The following is a 23,093-nucleotide window of genomic DNA, read 5'->3' on the forward strand; positions in this document are numbered from 1 at the left end:
CCTATACATGAAAAAGAGTAGTAACTTTGTCCAAACAAGTTACTACTCTTTTCATTTCTCCAAGCTATGCATCATTCAAGATAATAAGCATGATTATACTCATAATGATAAAGCTTCGTATATGTGTCGACATTCGGAAGCTGATCGACAATCGATTGGACGACGGATTCATCACCGGAATTTGTATATAGAATAAAATCATCATAATCGGTGTCGTTTACTAGAGCCTCCATTTTATCTGGTGTATAGAAGGTCACACTATTAAGATAGGACAGCTCTTCATAGCTCGGAACGACTTGCCATGGGATCTCGTACAAATAAACGCTGTCTTTATCCCTGTATTGCTCTGCTATATCCAATGCTTCGGCGCTGGGTGTCATCAGATACTCGAATGATGTGGTCTTCGTATATCCAGTGATACAGATGACAGCTAGCAGGACGCAGCCAATGATCAAAGAAATGGTCTTTGCCGTGTATAATCTGACCACGTGGAATAGCAGTGTTACAAAGATAAGGATCAACAGAGGGAAAATGGGCTGAATATACCTTTCCACGGTAAATACAGCAATGTTGACAACCAATAACCCAAACAATGTACAAGGCACGATCAGCATGACATACTGCCAAACCGATGATTGCCCAAGCACACTTTTATTAGCATATTTCTTAAGCGGCAGTAAGGTCGTGATAAGGAGAAGGACTATCCCAATCAATAGATACACTAAATATCCGCCAAAGAAGTTATCGCTTATGATACGCCAGAATATTTTAGCGTTCCCTACAAAACCTTCCAGACTCATGAAATTATTGATGGACTGTTCGCCGCGATTTCCTTCCCCCAAGAGATGGTTGTAGATGCTAGGGAAAATCAGCAACACAGCGCCCAGCGTGAGGATGTACGTTACGACATATAGAAGCAATTCCTTGAATTTCTTCTTAACCAGTAAATACAAAACATACAAAGCACAAAGGAAGAACGTGAAAATCAAGACATAATAGTGGGTCAAGAATCCCGCCACCGACGCGAAGAACAATGCCAGATAAAATGTATAGTTTCTTGCTGTTACCTGCTGCATCCTTTTGATATGCACGTATGTTATGAGCAAGCAGAAGAACATTGCCATGATATACATACGGATAAACAGCATATCCGAAATGACACCTGGATTGATCGCCCAGAATAAGCTTGTGATATAGGCTATTTTTCTGTTGCCTGTCAGCAGCATGGCAAATTTGAACAGCAGCACGATGATAAGCGCATTAAATATCATATTCACAGCTATTCCGATATACTTACTGAACTCCCCCGGCATAAAGGAACTGATCGTGTGGATCAGCACATAATAAAATGGCGGATGCACATCTTCTGCTTGTCTCGTCCAGACCTGTTCGTAATTGAATCGATCATTTTCCGATGCTGTCAGGAACTGATTTTGGAATGCCTCATAATCCTCATATCTTTTGCCGGATTCTATATTAAGGTAATCTGCACTGTTAGACAGCGAATACGTCAGCAGCTCATCAAGATGATAGTTTATCTTGTCCTTGGAAAATGCGAAAATAAGCAGGGTTGAAAGCAGGATTATGGCAAAAACCACAACATAATCTCTCGAAGACTTCAAACTGTTACCCATATTCATGACCCCATTCTTAGCATGTTCAGCTATATTCTCTCTTTTTAAAAACAAACAGCTTGCTTGTCACATAGTTGAAAGCAACAACGAATACGTTCGCTATTATTTTCGTCACTACATCATCCACATGCAGCAGGCTTATCAGCACATACATCACCAATAAATCGATGAGCAATGAAAGCACCCGGTAATAGACAAACAGGGAAAAACTTTTCACAGCGGCTGCGAAACTATCATCATTTGATTTAAAAACATATTTCTTATTGGTATAGTACGCAAATAAGACAGCTGCAGCCCAAGCAATCACCGTTGCGGCCTGATAATGAAAGGAAAAGCCCTTGGATAACAATGCATATGCAGCTATATTCACGAAAGTCGTGAGCACGCCGAAAATGATATAGCTGGATATCTCTTTATTTATTTTCATGTACAACAACATCCCTTACATCATTGTACTCTTGCACGAGATAGACAGGTCTTCGCTTCGTTTCATTGAATATCCGCCCCAGATATTCACCTATCACACCAAGAGACAGCAGCTGGATGCCACCAAGGAAAAGCATGACACTCATCAAAGAAGGATAACCAGAAACCGACGTGCCGCTCACCAGCGTCTTGATGATGACAAAGAACATATACAGAAAAGCGCACAGTGAAATCAACACTCCCAAATAAGAAGAAACCTTCAATGGATAGGTGGTAAAAGAAGTGATCCCTTCGATTGCCAAATCAAATAACTTTGCATAATTCCATTTCGTCTCCCCAGCAGCCCGCGCATCCCTGCTGAATACGATTTCCTTCTTCTTGAACCCAAGCCAGCTGAACAGCCCTTTCGTATATCTCTGCGACTCCCGTAACTGACGCAATGCATTCACACACCGGCGGTCCAGCAAGCGAAAGTCACCCGTGTCCTCCTGAATCGGTATATTGGTAGTCTTTTTCAGCAGCCGGTAGAATGTTTTCGACGTCCACTTCTTCAGCCACGTCTCCCCTTGCCGATCACTGCGCTTGGCATACACATCGTCATACCCCTGCTCCCAGAAATCGATCATATCGATGATCACTTCCGGCGGATCCTGCAAATCCGCATCTATCGTAATGACAGCGTCCCCTTTGGCATAATCAAACCCCGCCAGCATGGCCACTTCTTTCCCAAAATTCCGTGATAAATCTATGTATGAAATTCTCGAGTCAAAATTTCGGAGCCCTTTTATGATGGATAGCGTATCATCACTGCTTCCATCGTTGATAAATAAGATCTCAAACTCATAGTCAGCTATGTTCTGGGTTACTATATCTACTCGGCTATAAAACTGTTCGATGACTTTTTCTTCGTTATAGGCTGGTACCATAATAGTAATCAACTTACCCATTCTTGCTGCCTCCCGCTTCGTGACTTTATCCCGATTAATATCTACATTCCATCATCAGATGCTAACATATAATTTACCTTTTATTGTTATTTGGAGTAAAACTTTACATGTTATTTAGCATCACTTTACAATTGGGGAGTTTAAACGGAACAAAGAGTCTTTAGAGCTTGAGCATATTCTTTTAAGTATAAAAAGAGGCCTTCCTTTTACGTATAGGACGACCTCTCTTTTTGAGTTGTATACTGTTGCTAAATTTAAAATCAATTGAAAAAAATACTGCTTTTTAATCAACTACTTTTGTCCCATGAACTTCCTTGATATCCAAAGCATCTGAGATCAAATTAAGATTATGACTTGTTATCCCACCACCAGGAAGGATGATGATTCTGTCATCAGCATATTCGATGTATTTCTCCAACCTACCTAAGTTATCTTCAATCTTCGTATCCAACAGACCTCCATGGGTTAAAATCCGCTCCACTCCATGTTCTGCCAGCCAATCGATAGCGTTTAACTGTTTTTCTGGGCTGATATGGTCAAATGCCATATGAAAGGTCACTTCCAGCCCCTTTGCTGCGTTCAATAAGGTGATCATAGCCTTTTCATCAATCCAGCCGTTTTTACGTAAGCATCCCAGAACCACTCCATCTGTGCCTATTTTTTTAAAATGGACTATATCCCGCTTCATTATTTCTAACTCAGCCTCTTCATATATAAAATTACCACCTCTAGGCCGCACCATAGTCATAACCTTGATGTTTTTACTTTGGCAATAATTGAACGTGATTTCCGCAACGCCGTGACTTACCGTTGTGCCGCCCACTGAAAGATTGTCACAAAGCTCGATCCTGCCAGCACCTTTGGCGATTGATTCCTGGACTTTCGTGAAATTCTCTACACAGACTTCTTTCAACATATTTAAATCTGCCCTTTCTGTCTTTGTTGGAATGGTGTTAAACTACCAACGAAAAGCTCCTACTAACCTTTCATTTAAATAAACAAGGCCCACTATTCAATAATAATTCAACAAAAGAAGCCTATCAGGCAATATCTGATAGGCTTCTTTTAAAAATGTGCATTGAACTCTTGTGGTTTGATCGAATAAAGTTGTTACTGGTAATTCACAAAAGCCGGTGCCGGATCCAACTCCAAAACTTCTTCCGGGGTCATCACAGGTTCGTCCTTTTTGTAAAATACCTTGAATCCACCGTACTGGATCGGCTGATTATGTACAAGCTGGTGATATCCTGATCGTTTTAACGCTGCAATGCCATGGCCATCATTATTCAATACTACTTCTACATTCTTTGTCGGTTGAATGGCTTCTTTATTATTGATGATCATATCCGCGAATTGGTGGACGATGACAACCTTGTCAGGAAGTTCATTTTCAGATGCTAAGTTCGATACATAATCGATAGCTTCTTGCACTTTTTCACCATCGACGTGGCCCAGATTCTCGCCCGGAACTTGACCTTCTTCAACATGAAATTCTGTGTCTATAGCTAAATGGACATATGGCAATTTCAAATATTTCTCCAATGATTTCACCTGATTCATGATAGTATCACGACCCAATTGAACATCCAAGATGAGCAATGCATCATTTTCTTTAGCTAGCTCTGCATATCTCTCAATATCTTCATCTGATGTCGGATGCATATAAAGACCATCTTCTCCAGGATTCCGCTGGGCAACGGTTGCAATCAATTCGATAGCAGGAATAGCTGGTCTCTCAGGGTCCAGTTCAGAATACGCTTTGGTTTGATCTTTCAATTTATCCATCAAATCTTCCGGACTATACTCTCCTAAAATACCCATATTCTCTGAGTGAGGATTACCATAATAAGAAACGATTCTATTATTCTTCAGCGGACCCTCTGTCTGGTCTTCTGCCCCTTTTTCCAAGGTTTGACCTAATGGCACACTTCTTTCCGTTGAATCCCCATGTGCTTCCGTCAATGGCATCTCCGCCTGCTGTTTGCTTGAATAATTGCTCTTCAGCGGCTGGGCCGCATCAGAAGGTTCAATCGCTTGATAGCTCGGTTCACTAGGATTCTTTGTTTCGTCTTTCGTCGCATCGTTCTGCTTCTCAGAGGTATGCGCCGACTCTTCCTTTGAGTCTGGCTCCTGCTTTTCTGAAGATGCCGATTGCGAACATCCCGCCAATAATAGAGCCGGAATGACAGCCAGGCAAGCTCCTGCCTTTATTAACTTTTTCATCTAATCCCACCTGTTGTTTAAATATCTTATATGTAGAAAAAGTGACATTTCATCAGACAATGAAAAATTCACTTTATAACTCTAACATAAATTTAGTAGCTGCTCATTAGCCCTACCACTAAAAAAGATTATTAAACCTTCTCTTACTCTATTATTTAGAACAACAGGTAAATAGATTTCCCCAAAACAAAACGGCTTTTCCACAATATAAAATCGAGGAAAAGCCGTTTGTAATTTACTATGTTTTATTTCTTAGTGTCTGTACTGAAGTCAGTCACAGTATATTCATCTTTTCTTGTATCTAATATCTTATTTTTGAGAGCAGCTTTATCTAAATCTGTATCTGTTAAAACATCAATACTTACCTCATCTTTATCAAGATTACCATCCTTATCGATAATTAAATTCTCTACTGCAATAGCGGAGAAGTAATCTTTTGTTTGGTTATCATAACCATCAGTATAGGTATTCTCTCCAAACGTCACTTTATTCTTATAAATAAAACATAAGGCATTTATTCCATCTGTACTTACAGTAGAATTACCTTTTTTAGCAAACAAAATGTATTGTTCATCCTTCTTCGATTTCTCAATACTTTCAATGGTATCGCCACGAGTGACGTACTCCCCTTTGTCGTATACAGAGCTATCTTGAATCTCCGGATCAACATTCGCAGTCACATTATCCTGAACTTCATCTAAAATGTATTGCTGATCGTCTTTGTTAAGATCTTCCCATTTCTCAACATATTTCTGCTCACTAGGGACTTTCACTTTCTTACTGAATTTATCGTCATCTGCTTCATACCCATATGATAGCAAATCCGGGCTCGCTTCAGCCGTTATTTCGATTTCTTCCCCACTTTTAAATGGTCCGTCCGGAATGAAATAAGTGAACGCTGATCCCACTTCACTGGAAGAGCTGTCTATCGTCGCTTCTAAGTAAGGAGAAACTCCTTCATATTGTAGTTTTACACCATCAAAAACATCTTCTTTTGATAGCTTCTTGATAGATTCCAAGCCTTCAACTTCTACTTTCGGTTCTTTCAGTTTAAAAGCGATATCCAAGGGGTTGTCTTCATCATATTTCAATTCAAGTTCAACTTTATCGCCGTTTTTCAAATCGGTATCCGGTTTTGCTTCTACTTCTAAATCTGAAACAAGAGAGTCTAGGTCGTACATACCGCTGATGTCAGTATCATCATCAATTTCTTTCATTTCAGCCAATTTGTCATATAATTCTCCTTCATCAAGGCTGACACTCACTTCTCCGTGTTCATTAAAACCATTGAATTCCACGCTTAATTCCTTATCAATCTCGTACTTATCTTTTCCACAAGCAGCGAGTATGATCAATAAAAATGACATAAGTGCTAAGGGTAAATATTTCTTCATGCGACTATGCTTCCTTTCAGACAACGTGCGTTGACGGTCAAATTAATTATGTACATTGGTTAAACTACTATAGGTTAGTAACCTTTGATTTATATTTATACAAAAGTATTCCATCAAACTGGCAGACTACCTCGCTGCCCTTCAAATTCCAAAAAGGTTTCAGCTCTTAAAACATTCCCTGACATTTCTTCATATAGAAAAAACAACAAAAAAAATAAGTATTAATACTCTGCACATCAAGAAACTTTATACCTAATACATCTCAAAGAAATCTAACCAATCAGCCCCAATTACCTATAATAATACACTTCGACTAGTTTGGGTAGCTTGTTTCTGGTATTCATGCTATATATCATGGATTTTTTAGTTAAAAAATCCAGTTTCTAAACACATAAAAATATTGATAATCAAAAAAAATGTCCTAATCTTAAACAGAATCACTTGCCAGGTTTTTAGATTAAGAAAACTTCTGAAAAAAATCCTCACAATAAAAAGAAGCCCACCGTGGACCTTTGATGGACTTCTCAAGCTATTATAGATACATACTATTCTTGCTTCTACAATTGAAAGATGTTAATGACTACTCTCTTACCAGTTCATACTTATTCTCCCCATTGAGTGGAGCGGTATTGAAATAATTCGTACCGTTCACATCATACCGAACTGCATAGGTAATACCTCCGCCGCCATCTTTTATTCCCTTTATTTCAACTGTTCCAACAGCTGGAATAGTAAATTCCTTAGGCTTGTGTTTAATCATGAATGATTCTGATACCGGGGTACCATTTATAAGGACTTGCACATAATCTCCGTCTTCAGCTGCATAGTCCCAAACCCAGATTTTCGTTTCTTCTTCTGCCGAGCTATGAGCAACTGTATGATCTTGAGCGGTAAGTTCCTCATCGTCGGACAGCAAAATCGCACCGGCTGAAAGTTCAGCAGACACTTGTTTATTGAGCGCATTTTCAGCAGCTTCTGATGTATCAACAGACGATCCTCCCGAGAAAACAAAACCCAATACCCCAAGAGCAAGAGTTATACCGCCAAATGCTAATAATAATTTTTTCGAACGCAGTGGTACCTCCGTTTTGTCGGTAGCAGATACTGGTGATTCACCAGCATCTCTATTAGAAGAATCCGTATCAGTAATATTTTCCCTTCCAACCTCCTGTTCATCTAATTCACGATCGTTTTGTGATTTGGCCTGTTTGCGCTTGTCACTATATCGCTTATTATCTCTCATAGAAATGTTCTTCTTCCTCTCCAATGTTTACAGGTTTCTTCCAAAAGTAATAGCTCAATGCAAGTCTGCCTATAAGAACAAAAACAACCATTAATATATAAAACAGCACATGTCTTGTTGGGTTATTGACTTCATAGCCATAATTAAGAATCGCAATTCCAAGATTTAGAATTACAAAGCTTAAAAAGAATATTTTTATAAAAGAAAATAGCCACGGAAAAACATCATATACTCTCCTTAAAGCTGGCACGAGTAGGGAGATGCCTGTAATCAATCCAGCTACGGCGATCAGACTTATGGACGTGTTTGGTCCAGCAAAGCCCGAGCTTCGTATAGCACTGACATCACTATAAAACATTAGTGGTGTAAAGATGAGCAGAAGATACACAATACCCATCGGAAAGATGAAATAAAATGCTGCAAAAGTGCTTCCAAGCAGTCTCTTTAAACTTTTCATACCGTTACACCCTTTCGATATCTTCTGGAGTAATCTCAGTTAAATCTGCTTCTGTGAGTTGTTCCTTATGACTTAACCGACTAGCCTGCAGATTTAACGATCTTTCATAGACATTCCTGACGTAGCGTCCATTACCGAAGTTGCTTTCATTGCTTGCCTCTATAAATACCTGCTCTAATCTTTCGAAAGCAGCTGTCGTCAGTTTAAATCCATTGTCATTGTAAAATCTTTGGGCAATTTCCACCAGTTCCAGCGAATCGTAATCAGAAAACTCAATGATAGTAGGAAATCTAGATTTAAGCCCAGGATTTACGGTCAAGAAGTGCTCCATATCTGCACTGTATCCAGCTAGGATGACAACAAGACGATCACGGTGGTCATCCATCATTTTCACGAGTGTATCGATTGCCTCTCTTCCAAAATCACCAGCGCCGCCCTGTGCGAGTGCATACGCTTCATCGATAAACAGAACCCCATCCATCGCTTCTTGGATGATTTCCCTTGTTTTAATCGCTGTTTGTCCGACATAGCCTGCGACCAGTCCAGATCTGTCTGTTTCCACAAGTTTATTTGCCTGGATGATTCCCAAGCTGTACAGTACATTTGCGATGACTCTTGCCATCATCGTTTTCCCTGTACCTGGATTCCCGGTAAAAATCATATGCAAGGTCTGGTTTTCATCTACCGGAAGGCCAAGCTTTTTCCGCTTAGCTTGGATACGCAAACGGGCATGTAAACTGCGGACATGATCTTTTACTTCGTCTAAGCCAGCAATACTCGCCAGTGCCGTTTCCAGGTCGAAGTCTTTCAAAACACTTTCTGTAGGTTTGATATCCTGTGACTGAATCACGTTCATTTCCTCTGCTGAAACGTCATTAGTCGCAATTCGCAACGATTGATTTCGTGTTACTTCCTCTAAGTAATTGCGTACCATTCGGCCATTTCCGGAGTGGCTGCCGGACTGCTTGTGCAATAACGTAATCTGTTCTTTCAGAACGCTTTCCGACTCCTTGGTCAGCGTGAACCCTTTAGAGGATATGATGATTTTTGCAATCTCATAGAGTTCATCTTCTGTATAATCCGGAAAATCCACTTCAAGTGGAAATCTGGATTCGAGACCGCTATTAGACTTCAAGAATTCCTTCATTTCCTTGTGATAGCCAGCTAGGATAACCACAATATCTTCCCGATGATCTTCCATTAGCTTTACAAGTGTATTAATTGCTTCTTGTCCATAGCTTGTATCCGATGTAAGTCCATACGCTTCATCGATGAATAGCACCCCGCCAAGCGCTGAGCGGAATACTTCCTCTGTTTTTTTTGCGGTGTGACCTGCATACTGTCCGGTCAAGCCGCCGCTGTCCACCTCCACGAAGTTACCGGATTTCAGAAGCCCCATCTCTTTGAACATACTTGCCATAATCCTCGCAACCGTTGTCTTTCCAGTTCCGGGATTACCACTGAAAATCATATGAAGTGACTGGGTGGCATCCACCTTCAATCCTGCTTCCCGGCGCTTTTTCTCTGCAATGAGAAGGTTTTGCTGGGAACGGATAAGCTGTTTCACGTTTTCAAGCCCGACTACCTGGGAGAGTCTTGCCTCTAGGTCAAATCCACTGTGGTCTTCAAACGAGAAATCTTCGTAGGTAAGTTCATCCATCGGAGCATCCGGCTCATGAATAAGACGGCTCGACTGCTTAAGAATAGCAGCCTCCATCACATTCCGAACGAGTCGTCCATTCCCGCTATCATTCTTTCCTTTAATTTGGCTCTTTTCAAATAACTTGAGCATGGCATCTTTACAGTCTTCTGCAATTCGGTATCCCTTTTGTTTACTGGTAATGCGGGAAATCTCCCACATTTCCTCAGGCTTATAGTCTTCGAAATGAACTATATTCGGAAAACGTGATCTCAAACCGGGGTTAGCATTAAGAAAGTCCTTCATTTCTTCACTGTATCCAGCCAAAATCACAACGAGTTCATCACGGTAATCTTCCATGCCTTTCACTAGGGTATCAATTGCTTCAATACCAAATGTGTCATGCTCATTTCGGGTTAGCGCGTATGCTTCATCAATAAACAGCACTCCACCAAGTGCAGATTTAATAACATCATTTGTAAGTCTCGCTGTCTGGCCGACATACTCACCAACAAGATCGGCTCGAGTTACTTCCCGGAGCTGACCAGTGGATAATACACCGATTGTTTTTAGATACTTTGCAACAATGCGGGCAATCGTTGTTTTCCCTGTACCTGGATTACCTGTAAAGACCATGTGCATGGATATGTTCGTCCTGCTGAGTCCTTTGCTTTCCCGCAACTGCTGGATTTTAAGATTATCTTCGAGTTTCAGAATATATTCTTTCACACTATCTATCCCGACAATCTGCTCTAATTCTTTTTTTACATCGGCAATGCTTGCTTCTTTCATGCCCCGCATGAAGTCTTCCAGCAGCAGTGATTCAGTTTCCGTGAGCGCTGCGTATTTTTCGAGTTTCATCTCTAAATGAACATAACCATCAAGCTTTTCAGGATGTCTAAGTTTCACCTCTGAGAGCGGCTGATAAATATACTCATCGGCTATCTCATTTAGACCGTTTATGCCGGTAACTGTCTTGAATTGCTTGGCAAGGAATGGAGGAACTTCTGCATCATACGATAGCGCAACGACTAAATCGGAAGCGGATTTTTCTTTAATGTTCTCTAGGATACGAATAGCAATTTGCTGTGTCTCTGCTTCTGTAAAAGGATCTGTATGAACCAAATCCCCAATTGCATCCATAAAATCACTGCCAAACATTTGGTATACATCTTCCTCCGTGCGTTCCGAAAGAAAAACAAAGTACTTCTGATTTGCATGGATTTCACTTATCGTCTGTTGGGCCAATACGCCAGTAGCGTCCATTAATCGATTCCGTTCTTGTGTGTAGCGGGCCGATAATGTATATGTCCCTGTTTTTGTCAATTGAGCAATGGTATCAATCACATTAGAAGGAGCCTTTTCGATATTTTCAAAAAGGACAATATCAGATTTAGCATATAAAGATTTATACAGGTCGGAAAGAAAAAGTTGATACTCCGTCGCTGTAGTATAAGATGAAAGATCTATTTTGGAAATCGTATCATGATTAATAAGTTTATTTTCTTTAAGGAGACTGCCCATTTTCGTTACACTAGTCTTTCTTCCCGATCCAGGATGACCGAATATAAAGATTGAATTCTTAGGCTTCAGTGGATCTATTCCCGTTACAAACGGACGCTTAAAGGCAATACTTAGCTGTTCTAAGTAACGTCCCTGACCAATCCATTGCTCACCTAGCACTTCACGGATATGGTGAAAGACTGCATCGACATCTTCCCCACGCATTCTGTTTGTTTTCTTTGGTGCTTTTGTAGGGTTGGTACGAGTTGGTTTCTGGTATGGTGACCCGATGTTTCTCTGGGTAGCAGCATGACCCGTTGGTATGCCTTCCGATATAGGGGAGTTTGAGCTCCCGCTGTATTGAGGCATTTGATTTTGATTGTCAGAAGTCCTCTTTCGATGGTGCCTTGAGATAAAGCCATGTTTTCTGTAATCGTCATATACTTGCCATTCCGGAAAAAGGAATTTTAAAAGGCGAACAATTTTCGTTTTCATTGCTGTCTTCCTTTCATGGAGAAGATCAATTTATTATTAACTAAAGGATTATAGTTTACTGATTAAAGGTTTCCGACATCCAAAAGCATGGGATTATTCTACCATATTAAATTAGGGAATTATATGGGTTTCGGGATTATTATACTAATAAGAATAAAGGCATTTTGGAGATTGATAAGTGAAGAGAATAAGCGTCATACTGTTAGTCATCCTATCTAAATATCTCATCTTTAATTTCCAACTTTATATTAATATAGGTTTCTAGTTTTTATATTGATAATTTCATTAGTCACAGTGCCTTTTCCCACAAGTGGGCACGCAGAAGAATCCCAGGTATATCAGAAAAACCGGGTGACTCAAAATCTCTTGTATAAGAATTATAAAAACTGGGGAATGAGAGAATCCTAAAGTCCCCTCATTCCCCTAATTTATTCAATGTCTAATAAATAATTAGTTTATACCAAAAATCAGGAGGATCAACAATGAAATTCAAATTCTTTAACGATACTGGCAGAATAGTTACAATACATCCAGCAACTTATGAACATGGCTGCTTTATCGATAATAAAGATGCCATAATGCCATTAGAAGAACGATTATTCATTTTACCAAGGAATACCTACCCGTATGTCAAGCTGTGGGACTACGGATCAAACAACGGGCTTCAGTTACTGGTTTCACCTACTAAGGAATAAAATAATCTCAATCTTTTTTAGTCAAGCCTCCCCTTTATAAATAGCTCAATTATGAACTAATCTTATTTTGTAATTGTGGGTTATTTATAGGGGTAAAGCTATTATTATGATCGCTACCTTTATAGTAATTGAGGAGGGGGGCACATATCCCCTTTCCTCAATATCTCCATGAATACGATGGATTTATATTTCCCTTTGGTCCTTATCAAGTATACTGGGGGATTAACACTTTCATATTCAAGAAATGCGCCCGATTGCCGAGTAAAACTCTGCATTTTATGCACATTTTTATTCATTAAACCGATTAGTATAGCATTGCTCCCCAGTCGTTGCCGTAATTGACTTTTCTCATTTATACATAAAACCCTGTATACCGAATGTTCCTAAAAAGCGACAAACTCTGTTAGATCAGGCGTGTGTCGCTTTTTTTATTACACCCAAACTACCCTTTAGGAACGTTTTTATACTAATGATTGCATAAACAAATGTTTATTTGCAGTCGAATGCTGTGTTAGAGAAAAAATAGTTAGGGGGAATAGGGTATGTTTCTCCATTCATTCTTTGGTCATCCGCTATATGCACAAATAACGTCTAATTAAATTCTAGTCTAGACGTTTACTAAACTGGAATTTTGTGATATGCTGTTTTAACAAAGCACTCATATAAAATATTTTATGAAAGAAGGTATATTCAATGGCGGAAATTAAAGTTAGTTATATTCAAGGTCTTATTGTAGTTACACAGGAATTGACTGATAAAACAGGTTATGAATTTAGTGAAATTGGGGAAGCGTTAAAAAAGCACTATCCAAAGATTAATCCTAATCAAATTTCTGGATTAATTAATAAAATGGCAGATGCAGAGGTATTTGAACGTTTTAAAGAAGATGGGAAACGTATTTGTTATATTTATTCTGAAACAAAAGCAAAGGCTGCAATAGTTGCAAAAAATCCTTTAAAGAAGCATACAGCAAAAATTACTAAAGAGCTTACACTTAAAGAAAATTTAAGTGAGATACTTGAAAATGCTTATTTTGAAATGGAAAATCTCCCAACTAGTATTTTAAAAAACGAGGAAGACTTTAAGTTATTACAAGATATTAAGAAGTCGCAATCAAACATGATTGATAATCTTAAACATTTGTAATAAAAAAAGCGTTGACGGCTAGTCGTATGTTACGATTATCCGTCAACGCTTTTTTTACTTTTAATTTGCTGAAAACACTATGCACGCCAGCACGTTATCAGCTTTTTTCTGGTAGGACCCCTTTGCAAAATAAAGCACCCAAACCCTCGCATATCAGCAAATAGTTTAAACTTCATTCCAGATTTCTTGTTTAGATACTATCAGGATATTGAAAATAGTTTTTTATCCCTGTATTTATTAAAGAGGCAAATGTAAAAGACATGGAGACGTTGGCATATTATACAATTCCAACAGCCGAGGGTCGGTTCAAATACAATGCAAAGATCTTGGCAATATATAAAACGAAAGAAGAACTATTTAATGATGTTATTCGGAAAACAAAGAAAGTAACCGTCAATAAAACAACAAAAGAAATAGTTGATAATAATGGAATGGATATAAACAATATCGTATTTGTTGCTATGGATGAATTATATGAAGGTAAGCTCCATCTTACACAATTGAAAAAAGCCAGTTGTTCTAGTCCTAAGAACAACTGGCTTTTATTTAATAACACTTCTAAAAAAGTGTTCCATTTTGGTGTACTCAAGCTACCTTTCTGCATGGACGTTCTCCTAAACTACAGTTGAAAAGCCTGCTTTCCCTTGTAATAGTACTTAGTTCGATATGATTGGCTTAAAAAATGTTCCATTTTGGTGTACTCTCTTTATCTTGTGCATCCTTTTTACGTAACAATTTTTACTGGTTTTATTGCGTATCTGACATTTATGTAACGAAATAATAGTGCGATAATATCTATTTTCACACTCTTATTTCTCTACAAAAAACTAATTTTCCTAATATACCTTATCTGAAAGGCCGGTACAATTTTTAATTTCTACTTGTGTATAAGCAGCTTTTTTCTTTCCTCTTACGATCAAGGTTCCAGTATATAAAGTATAATGTTCAACTTTCCTAAAAATTTCTTCATAAGAGGAGATATTTTCAAATTCACAAGACTCTGCAAGAATGGTCGCACCATTACTATTTCCACCAATAAAGTATTCAGAAAGTCCCCAATCACTACCCTCTAAATTAATATTTTTAAATAAACAATCCTTGAATAGACTATTTTCCCCAACCTCTATAGGTATTGAAACTGAATAATTATAATGATGTAGATATGGGACTACCTTTTCTAAGTTCCAATTAGTTAATATACAATGTTCCATTGTTACTTGCTCACGGGTTTGAAGAATCATAAAACCTTCATTAATTGTAGTGTTCCTCATGTAAAATGGTCTTACTGCATTACTTAACAATCCTTTACAATTTTCTAATCTACAGTCGATAAACTTCACAGCATACTTTTCATCAAAACCCTCACCTGTAAAAATATCTACACAATTTTCAAAATAACTATCTGTTATTAAAATTTCTTTAGTACCACCATTATCACAAATGGCCCCGTTACAGTTTATGAAACTAGAATCAGTAATCTCAATCAAATCAATCGAATCCATATCATTTGGATTAAAATTAAAAAAGGTAATTAGACTTGGAATATCAAGAACTCCGTATTGAAAGTTAGAAAACTGACAATTTCTAACCACTAGGTTAGGTGCTGAGAATGCATATTGACGATTTTCATAAAATTCTCCGTTACCATCATTCGATGAAATAAAATCACAATCTGTCAACCGCAGGATGTTTCTCTTCATGTCTGAAGTCACCTGAATTCCAAGATTATTACTTACACAATGGCTAAATTCAATTACGGTATCCTCTGTTGTATGACTAAGTAATCGATGACAGTCTACCAATTCAGTATTCTGAATTAATAATTTGGAATTTTTCGCCGTAAAAAACTCTTTATCATCAAGCCCAAAATAGTCAATGACACATCCTGAAATAATGACCTCCGCATCATCTGATAAAATGGCTGTATCCAAAGTCCTTTTTGTTTTTATTGTACAATTATTAATTACTAATTTACCGCCTTTATTGACCGTTATGCATTCTTCAAAAATGAGATTAAGATTTTCAAAGATTTTAGTTTCACTCGTATTAACTGTTAAGCCTTCTGAAATTTTAAGGTTCGGTAAATCAGAGTAGTCTCTTTTCTCACTACCAAGAAAATCATTATTAGTATTTTGAACTGGCTCTTCTGGCACATATCCATAACTTTCAGCAATACCTTCTAACCCTGTTGCTTTATAGATTTTATCAATACAATCCTGAATTTCTCTTATTCCTTTTTTGTTAACACTGAAATATTCCATCACACCACTGTATTCATCCATATATCCATGACTAGCATTTTCAAGAAAAAGAAATTCCATAACAGTCTGAAGAATAGCCTTTTGGTCATTAATATTTTCAATATTTTCAATGACCGATAAATCAATAGAAGTTTGCCCACCTATGACTTGAAGATGATTTTTTACTGACCTTAAAAACGCCTGCTGGTATTCTGTTACATAATCTGTCATATCCACTAACGTATATAAAATAGCCATTAAAAGCTCTTTTTCATCATCGCCTAATTTGGCAATATCAATTAACGTATTTAAATCATATAGACGTTTCTTTTCGATTGCATTTAATTCATCAATAATTTGATCGGTTGTAAAACTAAAGTCATCAAGCTTATTGTTGATAGATTGAGCAACTTCTTCAAAAGCCTGAGACTGTTTTTGGAATTTCTCTTCAAATGGTTTTGCTGCTGCTTCCATTCCTTTATAAAAATCTTTTCTTGACATACCTTCTCCACCTAACCCTCCAAATTAACTTTCACTCATAACAATATTGTAAAATTCCTGTTCTAAAAACTCTTGCTTGACCTCTTTAATAAATTTATGGTCATTGACAATGCGATAAATTGTTACCATTATTCCACCAATATCCAAATAATTAAGTGATTTCTTCACCATAGCCGGATTTTTAGTAAATACCCCTATTCCAGAAGCAATGGCAACAGCAATAACATTACTTGTTGTTGCTAAAACATTGGAATAGCTCAATATTTTTCTAGTTTTCACCGAATACATATTCCAGCTGCTATATTTGCTTTCATCATAAAATAAGCCGTGAATCATCGCTACTAATGAATTTATTAACACCGCATATCCAGCTTGATTCCCTACTTTCAATGTATTTCCCATATCTAAACCATAAGTAGCCAATTTACGCGCGAATTCTACTGATATTGAAGAAATTAAAGGCAAAGGTAGACTTGCTGTTGAATATAAATCAGATTTTAAGTGTAATGCTTCCTTTATCAATGAAGCGCCAATTATTTCCTTTCCCCTTTTTCCCTCGTCCATAAGTTTACTTTTGAAATAACTAAAAACTTTAAGAGTGTCTGCATTACTATGAATCTTATCTCTTGCATCACCACGCGCTGTTTTCCCTGTCTTAATATGATATGATTTCGGGATTCCTAAACTAGCAACTGTCATTGTACTTGTTGCAATGTTCATTGTTCCGAATATCCACCCTAATATTGGATCATGGCCTAAAGTTTTAGCTCGATGAGTAAATCCACCACCTATTCCTAAATTAAAATCTTTGCTGCCAAAAATTGCATCAAACGGAACCGGATTTGTAAATATTTCTTCTAAACTTGGCTTATATAATTGGTGTGACCTATTAGATTGCTCTTTTTCATCGCCCTTAATTTTCTTTGCAGCAGTTTTATCATCAGTCCTTTGTGTAATAGTTCCTATTATGTATTGTCGTACACATTGAAGTGCAGTTGCAAAGAATAAAAATTTTATATCTAGGTCATCTAATTTTGTAGCTTGTTCAAATTGTCGATCTAGATTAGTAATAATGATATTTACATTCTTACTTATTTCGGCTACTCTTTTAGATTCTGTACCAAGCTTTTGAATATTATTTGTTCTGATCTTTAAATCTAATAAGGCATCTTCCTTTTTCTTTTTTAATTCATCATATTTCCGCATAAAAACACCCTTTATATTCGTTGTAAAATAATTTAACCATAATACTACATATCACCATCTAATCGTTTATCTGAATTAGTATAATTACAGAATTATGCCGTAGTCTTATCTAGTTAAAAAAACGAGCTTTTAAGTACATTTAATCTGGCTCGTTTGACGCAAAGTTTTTACCCAGCAAAAGCGCCCGTTTTATGGATTAACTAAATAGTCCCTATAAAGAAAAGGTTTCTTTAGACCGTTCAGATAATTGTTTCACAAATTTATTGAATTCCTCCTTGAATAGGTCTGCTTCTTCAAATCTTTGATGTGTGTGATATGGTGAGACATCGACAAATTTAAGTTCCTTTCCTGAAGGAAATTCTACTTCGAAGACTTGCCTTTGACCACTTTTAGGCAATTTATTATCGAAGGATGAGTATAGACCATGTTGATTTAGCACTAAAAAGTAAATCGTTCAAGCAAAGACAATCAAACGAACCCTTTCTATTAAGCAGTATCCTACGCTGTCCTGATTGCGACAATAAGGGGTCAGCTGCCTGTAAAGCAAATTCTGTTAAAGCATATGATGCCGAAAATGATCTGATTCAGCGTATAGAGTGCTTTCTGTGCTTTCTGGTTAATAAGCAAAAATTCCAAGTAACTATTCGCTCTCTAACTAAGCACTCTATTGAATCCTTATCAAAATTAAAAAAGGATCTGACAGATGTTGATTTGAAATTAAAAGATGTAATTGAACTTCGAAATAAATATTTAGAAGCCTTTGAACAAAACCTTTTTCCAGTTCCTGTTTTACAAGAACGTTTACAACAAGTAGCTATTGAGAAAACTGCACTCGAACAAAAAAAGAATCAATTAATAGTAGAAATAGGAAAATCCGATACAAAAGTCATTCCACCTGAATTAGTTCAAATTCTATTAGAAAGATTTATAGAAGTGTACAAATCTTCAAGTAGAGAAAACAAAAGTAACTACTCCAACTCTTAGTTAAGAGAATAACGGTTGGAAGAACAAATGATCGCTAACGTCATATTGACAAAGTTGAACTTGAATTTGATTTCATGGAGATTAACCTTTCAAAAACATTTACACTTATCCACATTCTATATTTAGAAACAGAAAAAGAAGGTTTTACAATACCTTCTGTCTCTGCTACTAGTGGAAAATATCCACCCTATCTCCAACCTTTTTTGCCTCTATTTATGGTACGGTTCACCTTTAATAATCCGAAAAGCCCGATAAACCTGCTCCACCAACACCAATTTCATCAACTGATGCGGAAATGTCATTTTTGAAAATGACAATGCATAATCACTCCGCTTCATCACTTCTTCACTCAAGCCTAAGGATCCGCCTATGACAAACACAATCTTACTCTTTCCGTATGTCGCCAGGCTGTCAATTTTCGACGCTAGCTGTTCGGATGTGATCATTTGACCTTTTATTTCCAGGGAAATGACGTAATCGTCGGCGTTGATTTTCGACATGATGCGGTCGCCTTCTTTTTGTTTGACGATTTGCATGTCGGCTTCGCTGAGATTTTCGGGGGCTTTTTCGTCGGGAACTTCGACCAGGTCGACTTTAGCGTAGGCTCCGAGCCGCTTGGTGTATTCCTCTATTCCTTGCTTGAGGTATTTTTCTTTCAGCTTACCTACGCTGACAATGGTGATCTTCATGTTTTGCCTTCTTTCCGTCCAAATTGTTTCTATCTGTCATTATATAGCGGATGAAGGAAGTTTACACGTTGTAGTATGATGAATTTTGTTACTGAGTTATAAAATTACAAGTGCACAAACCGCTCATTTACTATTACTGTTTCGGTTTTTACGTGCACGATATTCCGTTGCGTGAAAGAACACGGCCACAAGGAACAAAATGCTGGATACCCATAAGATAACTCCGTGCCATTCTCCATCAAGAAGCGTTGTGTTAATGAGCGTCATAAAGTGCATGATGACGATGATGCAAAATAGGATAGTATATGTTTTCAAGTCGATGTAACCTCCAAACTTAAATGAGTACTCTATCTTTTACGAATCAGTATAGCTGTTGTTTCACAAAAACAGCCCCTTTCCTTAGAAAGCGGCTGTTCTGGACGAGAATCAGTTTGACCCTCTATCTACTGGATTCTGTTCATACGATACCCAATCACTATAACTGCCTGCATACAGTTTCACCTTTTCAAACCCTGCCATTTTCAAAGCCATATAGTTAGGCGCAGCGGTTACGCCTGATCCGCAATAAACGATAACAGGCTCCTTGCGATCCAGTTCCGCAAATCTTTTTTCCTGATAATTGCTATCTTTGAACGTACCTTGCTCCAAGCCGTCAGCCCAAAACTTATGTATGGCGCCAGGGATATGCCCTGCTATCCGATCAATCGGCTCCACTTCCCCAAGATAACGCTGTGCATCCCTTGAATCTATTAAGGTTGCTGACTTTTTCTGTTGATCCACCACTTCTTTTACCTCTTCATAGGATGCGAGCATTTCGTTTTGGAGATGGATGTTAAAGTGCGCAACTGTCTTTTCCGGTATTTCCTTTGTCGTTGGGTACTCCGCTTCTGTCCATCCTTTAAATCCCTCATTGAGTACGAAGACATCTTCATGCCCAAGGTAACGCAGCAGCCACCAGAAGCGGGAAGCAAACTGTCCAGCGCCCGCGTCATAGGCAATGACTGTTTTTGTATTATCGATGCCGGCTTCTTCGATTGCAGTTTTAAATTGTTCGATGTCTGGAAGCGGATGCCTTCCGCCGTGTTTGGAAACGGGCGATGACAACTGTTCTTCCAAATGGAAATAGTAAGCGCCGGGAATATGGCTTTCTTGATAAAGCTGCTTTCCTTTTTCCGGATTTCCTAATTCAAACCGGCAATCGACGATTTTCACTTGTTCATTATGTAGTTGTTCTTTGAGCCATTGCTTATCGACAGTAAAATTCATTGTGAAAACTCCTAACTGTATATAATTTTCTCTTAAGCTATTATTCGCTAAAGGAAACAGCCCCTCCTGCTTTTAACAGAAGAGGCTGTTTTCATTTCAATTAATAATAAGAAGCCAGGAATGATTCACCTTTTTGCTTTGTTGGCTTCCCATTCAACTAATACAATCATCAATACTAGTACAAAGACGATAACGGATACAATGTCTTTCTGAGCTTCATTTTCCGAAACTAGATTAGTGATTATCAATATAACTAACAGGATTAGTACGAGACTGTAGCTATTTTTTGCAATTATTCTCAAATGAATACTCCTCATTCTTACAAGTCTTCATTCGTTAAGTAATAGCTATGGCTTGTGTAGACTAAGAAACCTTTCAATCATTGTGAAAGTACTTCTTCCTAATTTTGATATTTATGAGAAGAGCCTCTGAACAAGTGAAATCGTCAAAATCAACGTTAATAAAGTCCCTGCTAATAGTAGGACTATTACTTTTACGCCTAATCCACCATTCTCGTTATGCCCTTTTTCTTGTACGACCGCCCTGGAGACTACTGGACAAATCAATGTCGATGCTATAACTAGTACAGCGATAAAAGTTGAAGAGATGAAATACCGCTCTCTTTTTTCCTTATCATACCATATTGATGGGTGGTGATTACATGGATGTGAAGTGGATTTTCACTTTCGAATCTGACTGTAATTCTGCACAGGATACCTAGCAACAGACAAACTCAGGACGATTTGGTATACCGCTGGATTTTCGTGTGTTACGCTTAACTCTAATCAAATTATTGATGGCTTTTTAAACATCAGAACTCCAAAAGTCACCTTTAATGGAAGGGGGAAACGTATGCTTGCCCACGACATTAAGAAGACGTTAGAGTTTCTGATTCATTATGAGGATGTTGAAATAACACATACTTTTGGTGGATTTGTACTCAGTTATTCCAAATTGACCCGAGAATTTCTTATTGAGGACACTGTAGCTGGTTTTACAGATAAATTTAAAAATATTAGTTCATGTACTATAGCTTTAAATAAAATTATCGTATGAAGGGGCGCTTAATGCGTCTCTTTTTTTGTTCCTAAATAAAAAACTACATTTTGCTTTTAATCTTGGATGAACAGGCCCACTTTATAATTTCAGCTTCTAATAGTGAAGCACCTGCACCAATCTGCTCGATAGCTGTATATTCATTACAGTGATGGCTTAGACCATCCTTAGAAGGCACAAATATCATTCCGGTTGGGCAGAGTCTTGCCATATTCATGCTATCGTGTCCTGCTCCACTCGGCATTTGCATATGTGATAAACCTTGATCATCACAACACTTTGCGAGAGACTGAACCACCTCACTATCTAGCTCAATCGGAGATTCGTCCCCTATGATTTTGGATGCAATTTCCAGACTGCGTTTTTCCCTTATTTGTTTCATCGCATCATGCAAGCTAGCTATCACTCTATTTTTCGATTGTACCGAGATTCCCCGTATATCAATTTTCATTTCGACAAAGTCTGGCACCACGTTCATTGCACCTGGTTTCACTTCGCAAACACCTACTGTTGCGACTGTACCATTGACGTTTTCCGATTTAGCAGCTTTCTCAATCTCCAATGCAATTTCAGCTGCACCTAAAAATGCGTCCTTTCGATAATGCATCGGGGTTGTCCCTGAATGAGATGCTTGACCTTGTATCGTTACTTCAAATCTTGTGGGGGCAGCAATCCCTGTAACGAGACCAATCTGTATTCCTTCCCTTTCCAAAACCGGTCCCTGCTCAATATGCAGCTCAAGAAACACTTTGAATTGTTCCATTTGTCTCGAGCTGTCTTCAAATGTATCAAAGTCCAAATTGCATTCGGAAAATGCGTCATGAATTGTTTGGCCATTCCCATCACGAAGCGCTGCCACACTATCTTTTTCCAGTAACCCTGCCATTGCCTTACTGCCAAATGTAGATATACCAAACCTTGCTGATTCTTCGCATGCAAAAGCAATCACTTCGATTGGATGGTCTGTCTCGATTTCTTGATCATTTAAGCTTCTGACAACTTCAAGACCTGCTATGACACCTAGTGTTCCATCATATTGTCCGCCATGCATGACTGTATCCAAATGAGATCCACAAGCTACTACAGGAAGGTCAGGGTTATTCCCTTCTCTCCTTGCAATCACATTCCCACAAGCATCCACCCTTACCTTCATACCCGCTTCCTCACAAAGTTTGTAAAAATAATCAGCTGCTTCCCGGTCATCCTTCGTATATGCTAAGCGTGTAATACCCTCGTTTGATTGTCCATAACGGTTAATATCATGGAGCGTTTTTTCAAGCCGTATTATGTTCATAAAGACCCCCTCTACGCCATTCCATAAAAAAAGATTTTATCTCTATATTATAATC

19 protein-coding genes are annotated in these 23,093 nt (G+C 38.1%); 4 read left to right on the plus strand and 15 right to left on the minus strand.

The window, feature by feature from the left end:
• Positions 1–71 precede the first annotated feature (71 nt).
• From SFC66_RS04280 to SFC66_RS04320, 9 genes are all read right to left on the minus strand, one after another.
• Positions 72–1,634: a hypothetical protein gene (locus tag SFC66_RS04280; protein WP_411217464.1), complete on the minus strand. Its 1,563-nt coding sequence runs from the start codon at positions 1,632–1,634 to the stop codon at positions 72–74.
• A 25-nt stretch (positions 1,635–1,659) separates the two neighbouring features.
• Positions 1,660–2,061, minus strand: coding sequence for a GtrA family protein (locus tag SFC66_RS04285; protein WP_411217465.1), 402 nt, complete (start codon positions 2,059–2,061; stop codon positions 1,660–1,662).
• Positions 2,048–3,007: a glycosyltransferase family 2 protein gene (locus tag SFC66_RS04290; protein WP_411217466.1), complete on the minus strand. Its 960-nt coding sequence runs from the start codon at positions 3,005–3,007 to the stop codon at positions 2,048–2,050. The genes SFC66_RS04285 and SFC66_RS04290 overlap by 14 nt, the downstream gene beginning before the upstream one ends.
• A gap of 283 nt (positions 3,008–3,290) precedes the next feature.
• Positions 3,291–3,923, minus strand: a complete 633-nt coding sequence (locus SFC66_RS04295) for a copper homeostasis protein CutC (protein ID WP_411217467.1) — start codon at positions 3,921–3,923, stop codon at positions 3,291–3,293.
• A 194-nt stretch (positions 3,924–4,117) separates the two neighbouring features.
• Positions 4,118–5,230 carry a hypothetical protein gene (locus tag SFC66_RS04300; RefSeq protein WP_411217468.1) on the minus strand — a complete coding sequence of 371 codons (1,113 nt, stop codon included), beginning with the start codon at positions 5,228–5,230 and terminating at the stop codon, positions 4,118–4,120.
• Positions 5,231–5,475: 245 nt separating this feature from the next.
• Positions 5,476–6,624 (minus strand): hypothetical protein, encoded by a 1,149-nt coding sequence (locus SFC66_RS04305; protein ID WP_411217469.1) that lies wholly within the window; start codon positions 6,622–6,624, stop codon positions 5,476–5,478.
• Positions 6,625–7,204: 580 nt separating this feature from the next.
• Positions 7,205–7,867, minus strand: coding sequence for a hypothetical protein (locus SFC66_RS04310; RefSeq protein WP_411217470.1), 663 nt, complete (start codon positions 7,865–7,867; stop codon positions 7,205–7,207).
• Complete coding sequence (locus tag SFC66_RS04315; RefSeq protein ID WP_411217471.1) at positions 7,857–8,324, minus strand: hypothetical protein; 468 nt, start codon at positions 8,322–8,324, stop codon at positions 7,857–7,859. The genes SFC66_RS04310 and SFC66_RS04315 overlap by 11 nt, the downstream gene beginning before the upstream one ends.
• 4 nt (positions 8,325–8,328) lie before the next feature.
• Complete coding sequence (locus SFC66_RS04320; RefSeq protein ID WP_411217472.1) at positions 8,329–11,691, minus strand: AAA family ATPase; 3,363 nt, start codon at positions 11,689–11,691, stop codon at positions 8,329–8,331.
• A gap of 752 nt (positions 11,692–12,443) precedes the next feature.
• Between SFC66_RS04320 and SFC66_RS04325 the strand changes: the two genes are divergently transcribed.
• The 3 genes from SFC66_RS04325 (at position 12,444) to SFC66_RS04335 (ending at position 14,431) form a co-directional block, all read left to right on the plus strand.
• Positions 12,444–12,656 (plus strand): hypothetical protein, encoded by a 213-nt coding sequence (locus SFC66_RS04325; protein ID WP_411217473.1) that lies wholly within the window; start codon positions 12,444–12,446, stop codon positions 12,654–12,656.
• A gap of 693 nt (positions 12,657–13,349) precedes the next feature.
• Complete coding sequence (locus SFC66_RS04330; protein WP_411217474.1) at positions 13,350–13,802, plus strand: hypothetical protein; 453 nt, start codon at positions 13,350–13,352, stop codon at positions 13,800–13,802.
• Between the two features lie 260 nt (positions 13,803–14,062).
• Positions 14,063–14,431 (plus strand): hypothetical protein, encoded by a 369-nt coding sequence (locus SFC66_RS04335; protein ID WP_411217475.1) that lies wholly within the window; start codon positions 14,063–14,065, stop codon positions 14,429–14,431.
• A 207-nt stretch (positions 14,432–14,638) separates the two neighbouring features.
• Here the strand turns inward: SFC66_RS04335 and SFC66_RS04340 are convergent, their stop codons facing one another.
• Positions 14,639–16,543, minus strand: coding sequence for a hypothetical protein (locus tag SFC66_RS04340; RefSeq protein ID WP_411217476.1), 1,905 nt, complete (start codon positions 16,541–16,543; stop codon positions 14,639–14,641).
• A gap of 24 nt (positions 16,544–16,567) precedes the next feature.
• The gene (locus SFC66_RS04345; RefSeq protein WP_411217477.1) at positions 16,568–17,749 is read right to left on the minus strand and encodes a hypothetical protein; all 1,182 of its coding nucleotides are present in this window, start codon (positions 17,747–17,749) and stop codon (positions 16,568–16,570) included.
• A gap of 411 nt (positions 17,750–18,160) precedes the next feature.
• On the opposite strand from SFC66_RS04345, the gene SFC66_RS04350 reads away from it, so the two are divergent.
• Entirely contained in the window at positions 18,161–18,733 is a 573-nt protein-coding gene (locus tag SFC66_RS04350; RefSeq protein ID WP_411217478.1) for a hypothetical protein, read from the plus strand.
• Positions 18,734–18,942: 209 nt separating this feature from the next.
• Here the strand turns inward: SFC66_RS04350 and rlmH are convergent, their stop codons facing one another.
• The 4 genes from rlmH to SFC66_RS04370 form a co-directional block, all read right to left on the minus strand.
• Positions 18,943–19,422 (minus strand): 23S rRNA (pseudouridine(1915)-N(3))-methyltransferase RlmH, encoded by a 480-nt coding sequence (gene rlmH / locus SFC66_RS04355; protein WP_411217479.1) that lies wholly within the window; start codon positions 19,420–19,422, stop codon positions 18,943–18,945.
• Positions 19,423–19,545: 123 nt separating this feature from the next.
• Entirely contained in the window at positions 19,546–19,737 is a 192-nt protein-coding gene (locus SFC66_RS04360) for a hypothetical protein (protein WP_411217480.1), read from the minus strand.
• 111 nt (positions 19,738–19,848) lie between these two features.
• Complete coding sequence (locus tag SFC66_RS04365; RefSeq protein ID WP_411217481.1) at positions 19,849–20,688, minus strand: sulfurtransferase; 840 nt, start codon at positions 20,686–20,688, stop codon at positions 19,849–19,851.
• A 1,099-nt stretch (positions 20,689–21,787) separates the two neighbouring features.
• Positions 21,788–23,038 (minus strand): M20 family metallo-hydrolase, encoded by a 1,251-nt coding sequence (locus SFC66_RS04370; RefSeq protein WP_411217482.1) that lies wholly within the window; start codon positions 23,036–23,038, stop codon positions 21,788–21,790.
• Between the last annotated feature and the right edge of the window lie 55 nt (positions 23,039–23,093).

It is taken from the genome of Terribacillus saccharophilus, from assembly GCF_046592895.1.
GTDB lineage: Bacteria > Bacillota > Bacilli > Bacillales > Amphibacillaceae > Terribacillus > Terribacillus saccharophilus_D.

Bases quoted from the DNA above. Each gene is read 5' to 3' on its own strand.
- SFC66_RS04280 (WP_411217464.1), bottom strand. From the start codon at position 1,634: ATGGGTAACAGTTTGAAGTCTTCGAGAGATTATGTTGTGGTTTTTGCC.
- SFC66_RS04285 (WP_411217465.1), bottom strand. From the start codon at position 2,061: ATGAAAATAAATAAAGAGATATCCAGCTATATCATTTTCGGCGTGCTC.
- SFC66_RS04290 (WP_411217466.1), bottom strand. From the start codon at position 3,007: ATGGGTAAGTTGATTACTATTATGGTACCAGCCTATAACGAAGAAAAA.
- SFC66_RS04295 (WP_411217467.1), bottom strand. From the start codon at position 3,923: ATGTTGAAAGAAGTCTGTGTAGAGAATTTCACGAAAGTCCAGGAATCA.
- SFC66_RS04300 (WP_411217468.1), bottom strand. From the start codon at position 5,230: ATGAAAAAGTTAATAAAGGCAGGAGCTTGCCTGGCTGTCATTCCGGCT.
- SFC66_RS04305 (WP_411217469.1), bottom strand. From the start codon at position 6,624: ATGAAGAAATATTTACCCTTAGCACTTATGTCATTTTTATTGATCATA.
- SFC66_RS04310 (WP_411217470.1), bottom strand. From the start codon at position 7,867: ATGAGAGATAATAAGCGATATAGTGACAAGCGCAAACAGGCCAAATCA.
- SFC66_RS04315 (WP_411217471.1), bottom strand. From the start codon at position 8,324: ATGAAAAGTTTAAAGAGACTGCTTGGAAGCACTTTTGCAGCATTTTAT.
- SFC66_RS04320 (WP_411217472.1), bottom strand. From the start codon at position 11,691: ATGCGTGGGGAAGATGTCGATGCAGTCTTTCACCATATCCGTGAAGTG.
- SFC66_RS04325 (WP_411217473.1), top strand. From the start codon at position 12,444: ATGAAATTCAAATTCTTTAACGATACTGGCAGAATAGTTACAATACAT.
- SFC66_RS04330 (WP_411217474.1), top strand. From the start codon at position 13,350: ATGGCGGAAATTAAAGTTAGTTATATTCAAGGTCTTATTGTAGTTACA.
- SFC66_RS04335 (WP_411217475.1), top strand. From the start codon at position 14,063: ATGGAGACGTTGGCATATTATACAATTCCAACAGCCGAGGGTCGGTTC.
- SFC66_RS04340 (WP_411217476.1), bottom strand. From the start codon at position 16,543: ATGTCAAGAAAAGATTTTTATAAAGGAATGGAAGCAGCAGCAAAACCA.
- SFC66_RS04345 (WP_411217477.1), bottom strand. From the start codon at position 17,749: ATGCGGAAATATGATGAATTAAAAAAGAAAAAGGAAGATGCCTTATTA.
- SFC66_RS04350 (WP_411217478.1), top strand. From the start codon at position 18,161: ATGAGTATAGACCATGTTGATTTAGCACTAAAAAGTAAATCGTTCAAG.
- rlmH (WP_411217479.1), bottom strand. From the start codon at position 19,422: ATGAAGATCACCATTGTCAGCGTAGGTAAGCTGAAAGAAAAATACCTC.
- SFC66_RS04365 (WP_411217481.1), bottom strand. From the start codon at position 20,688: ATGAATTTTACTGTCGATAAGCAATGGCTCAAAGAACAACTACATAAT.
- SFC66_RS04370 (WP_411217482.1), bottom strand. From the start codon at position 23,038: ATGAACATAATACGGCTTGAAAAAACGCTCCATGATATTAACCGTTAT.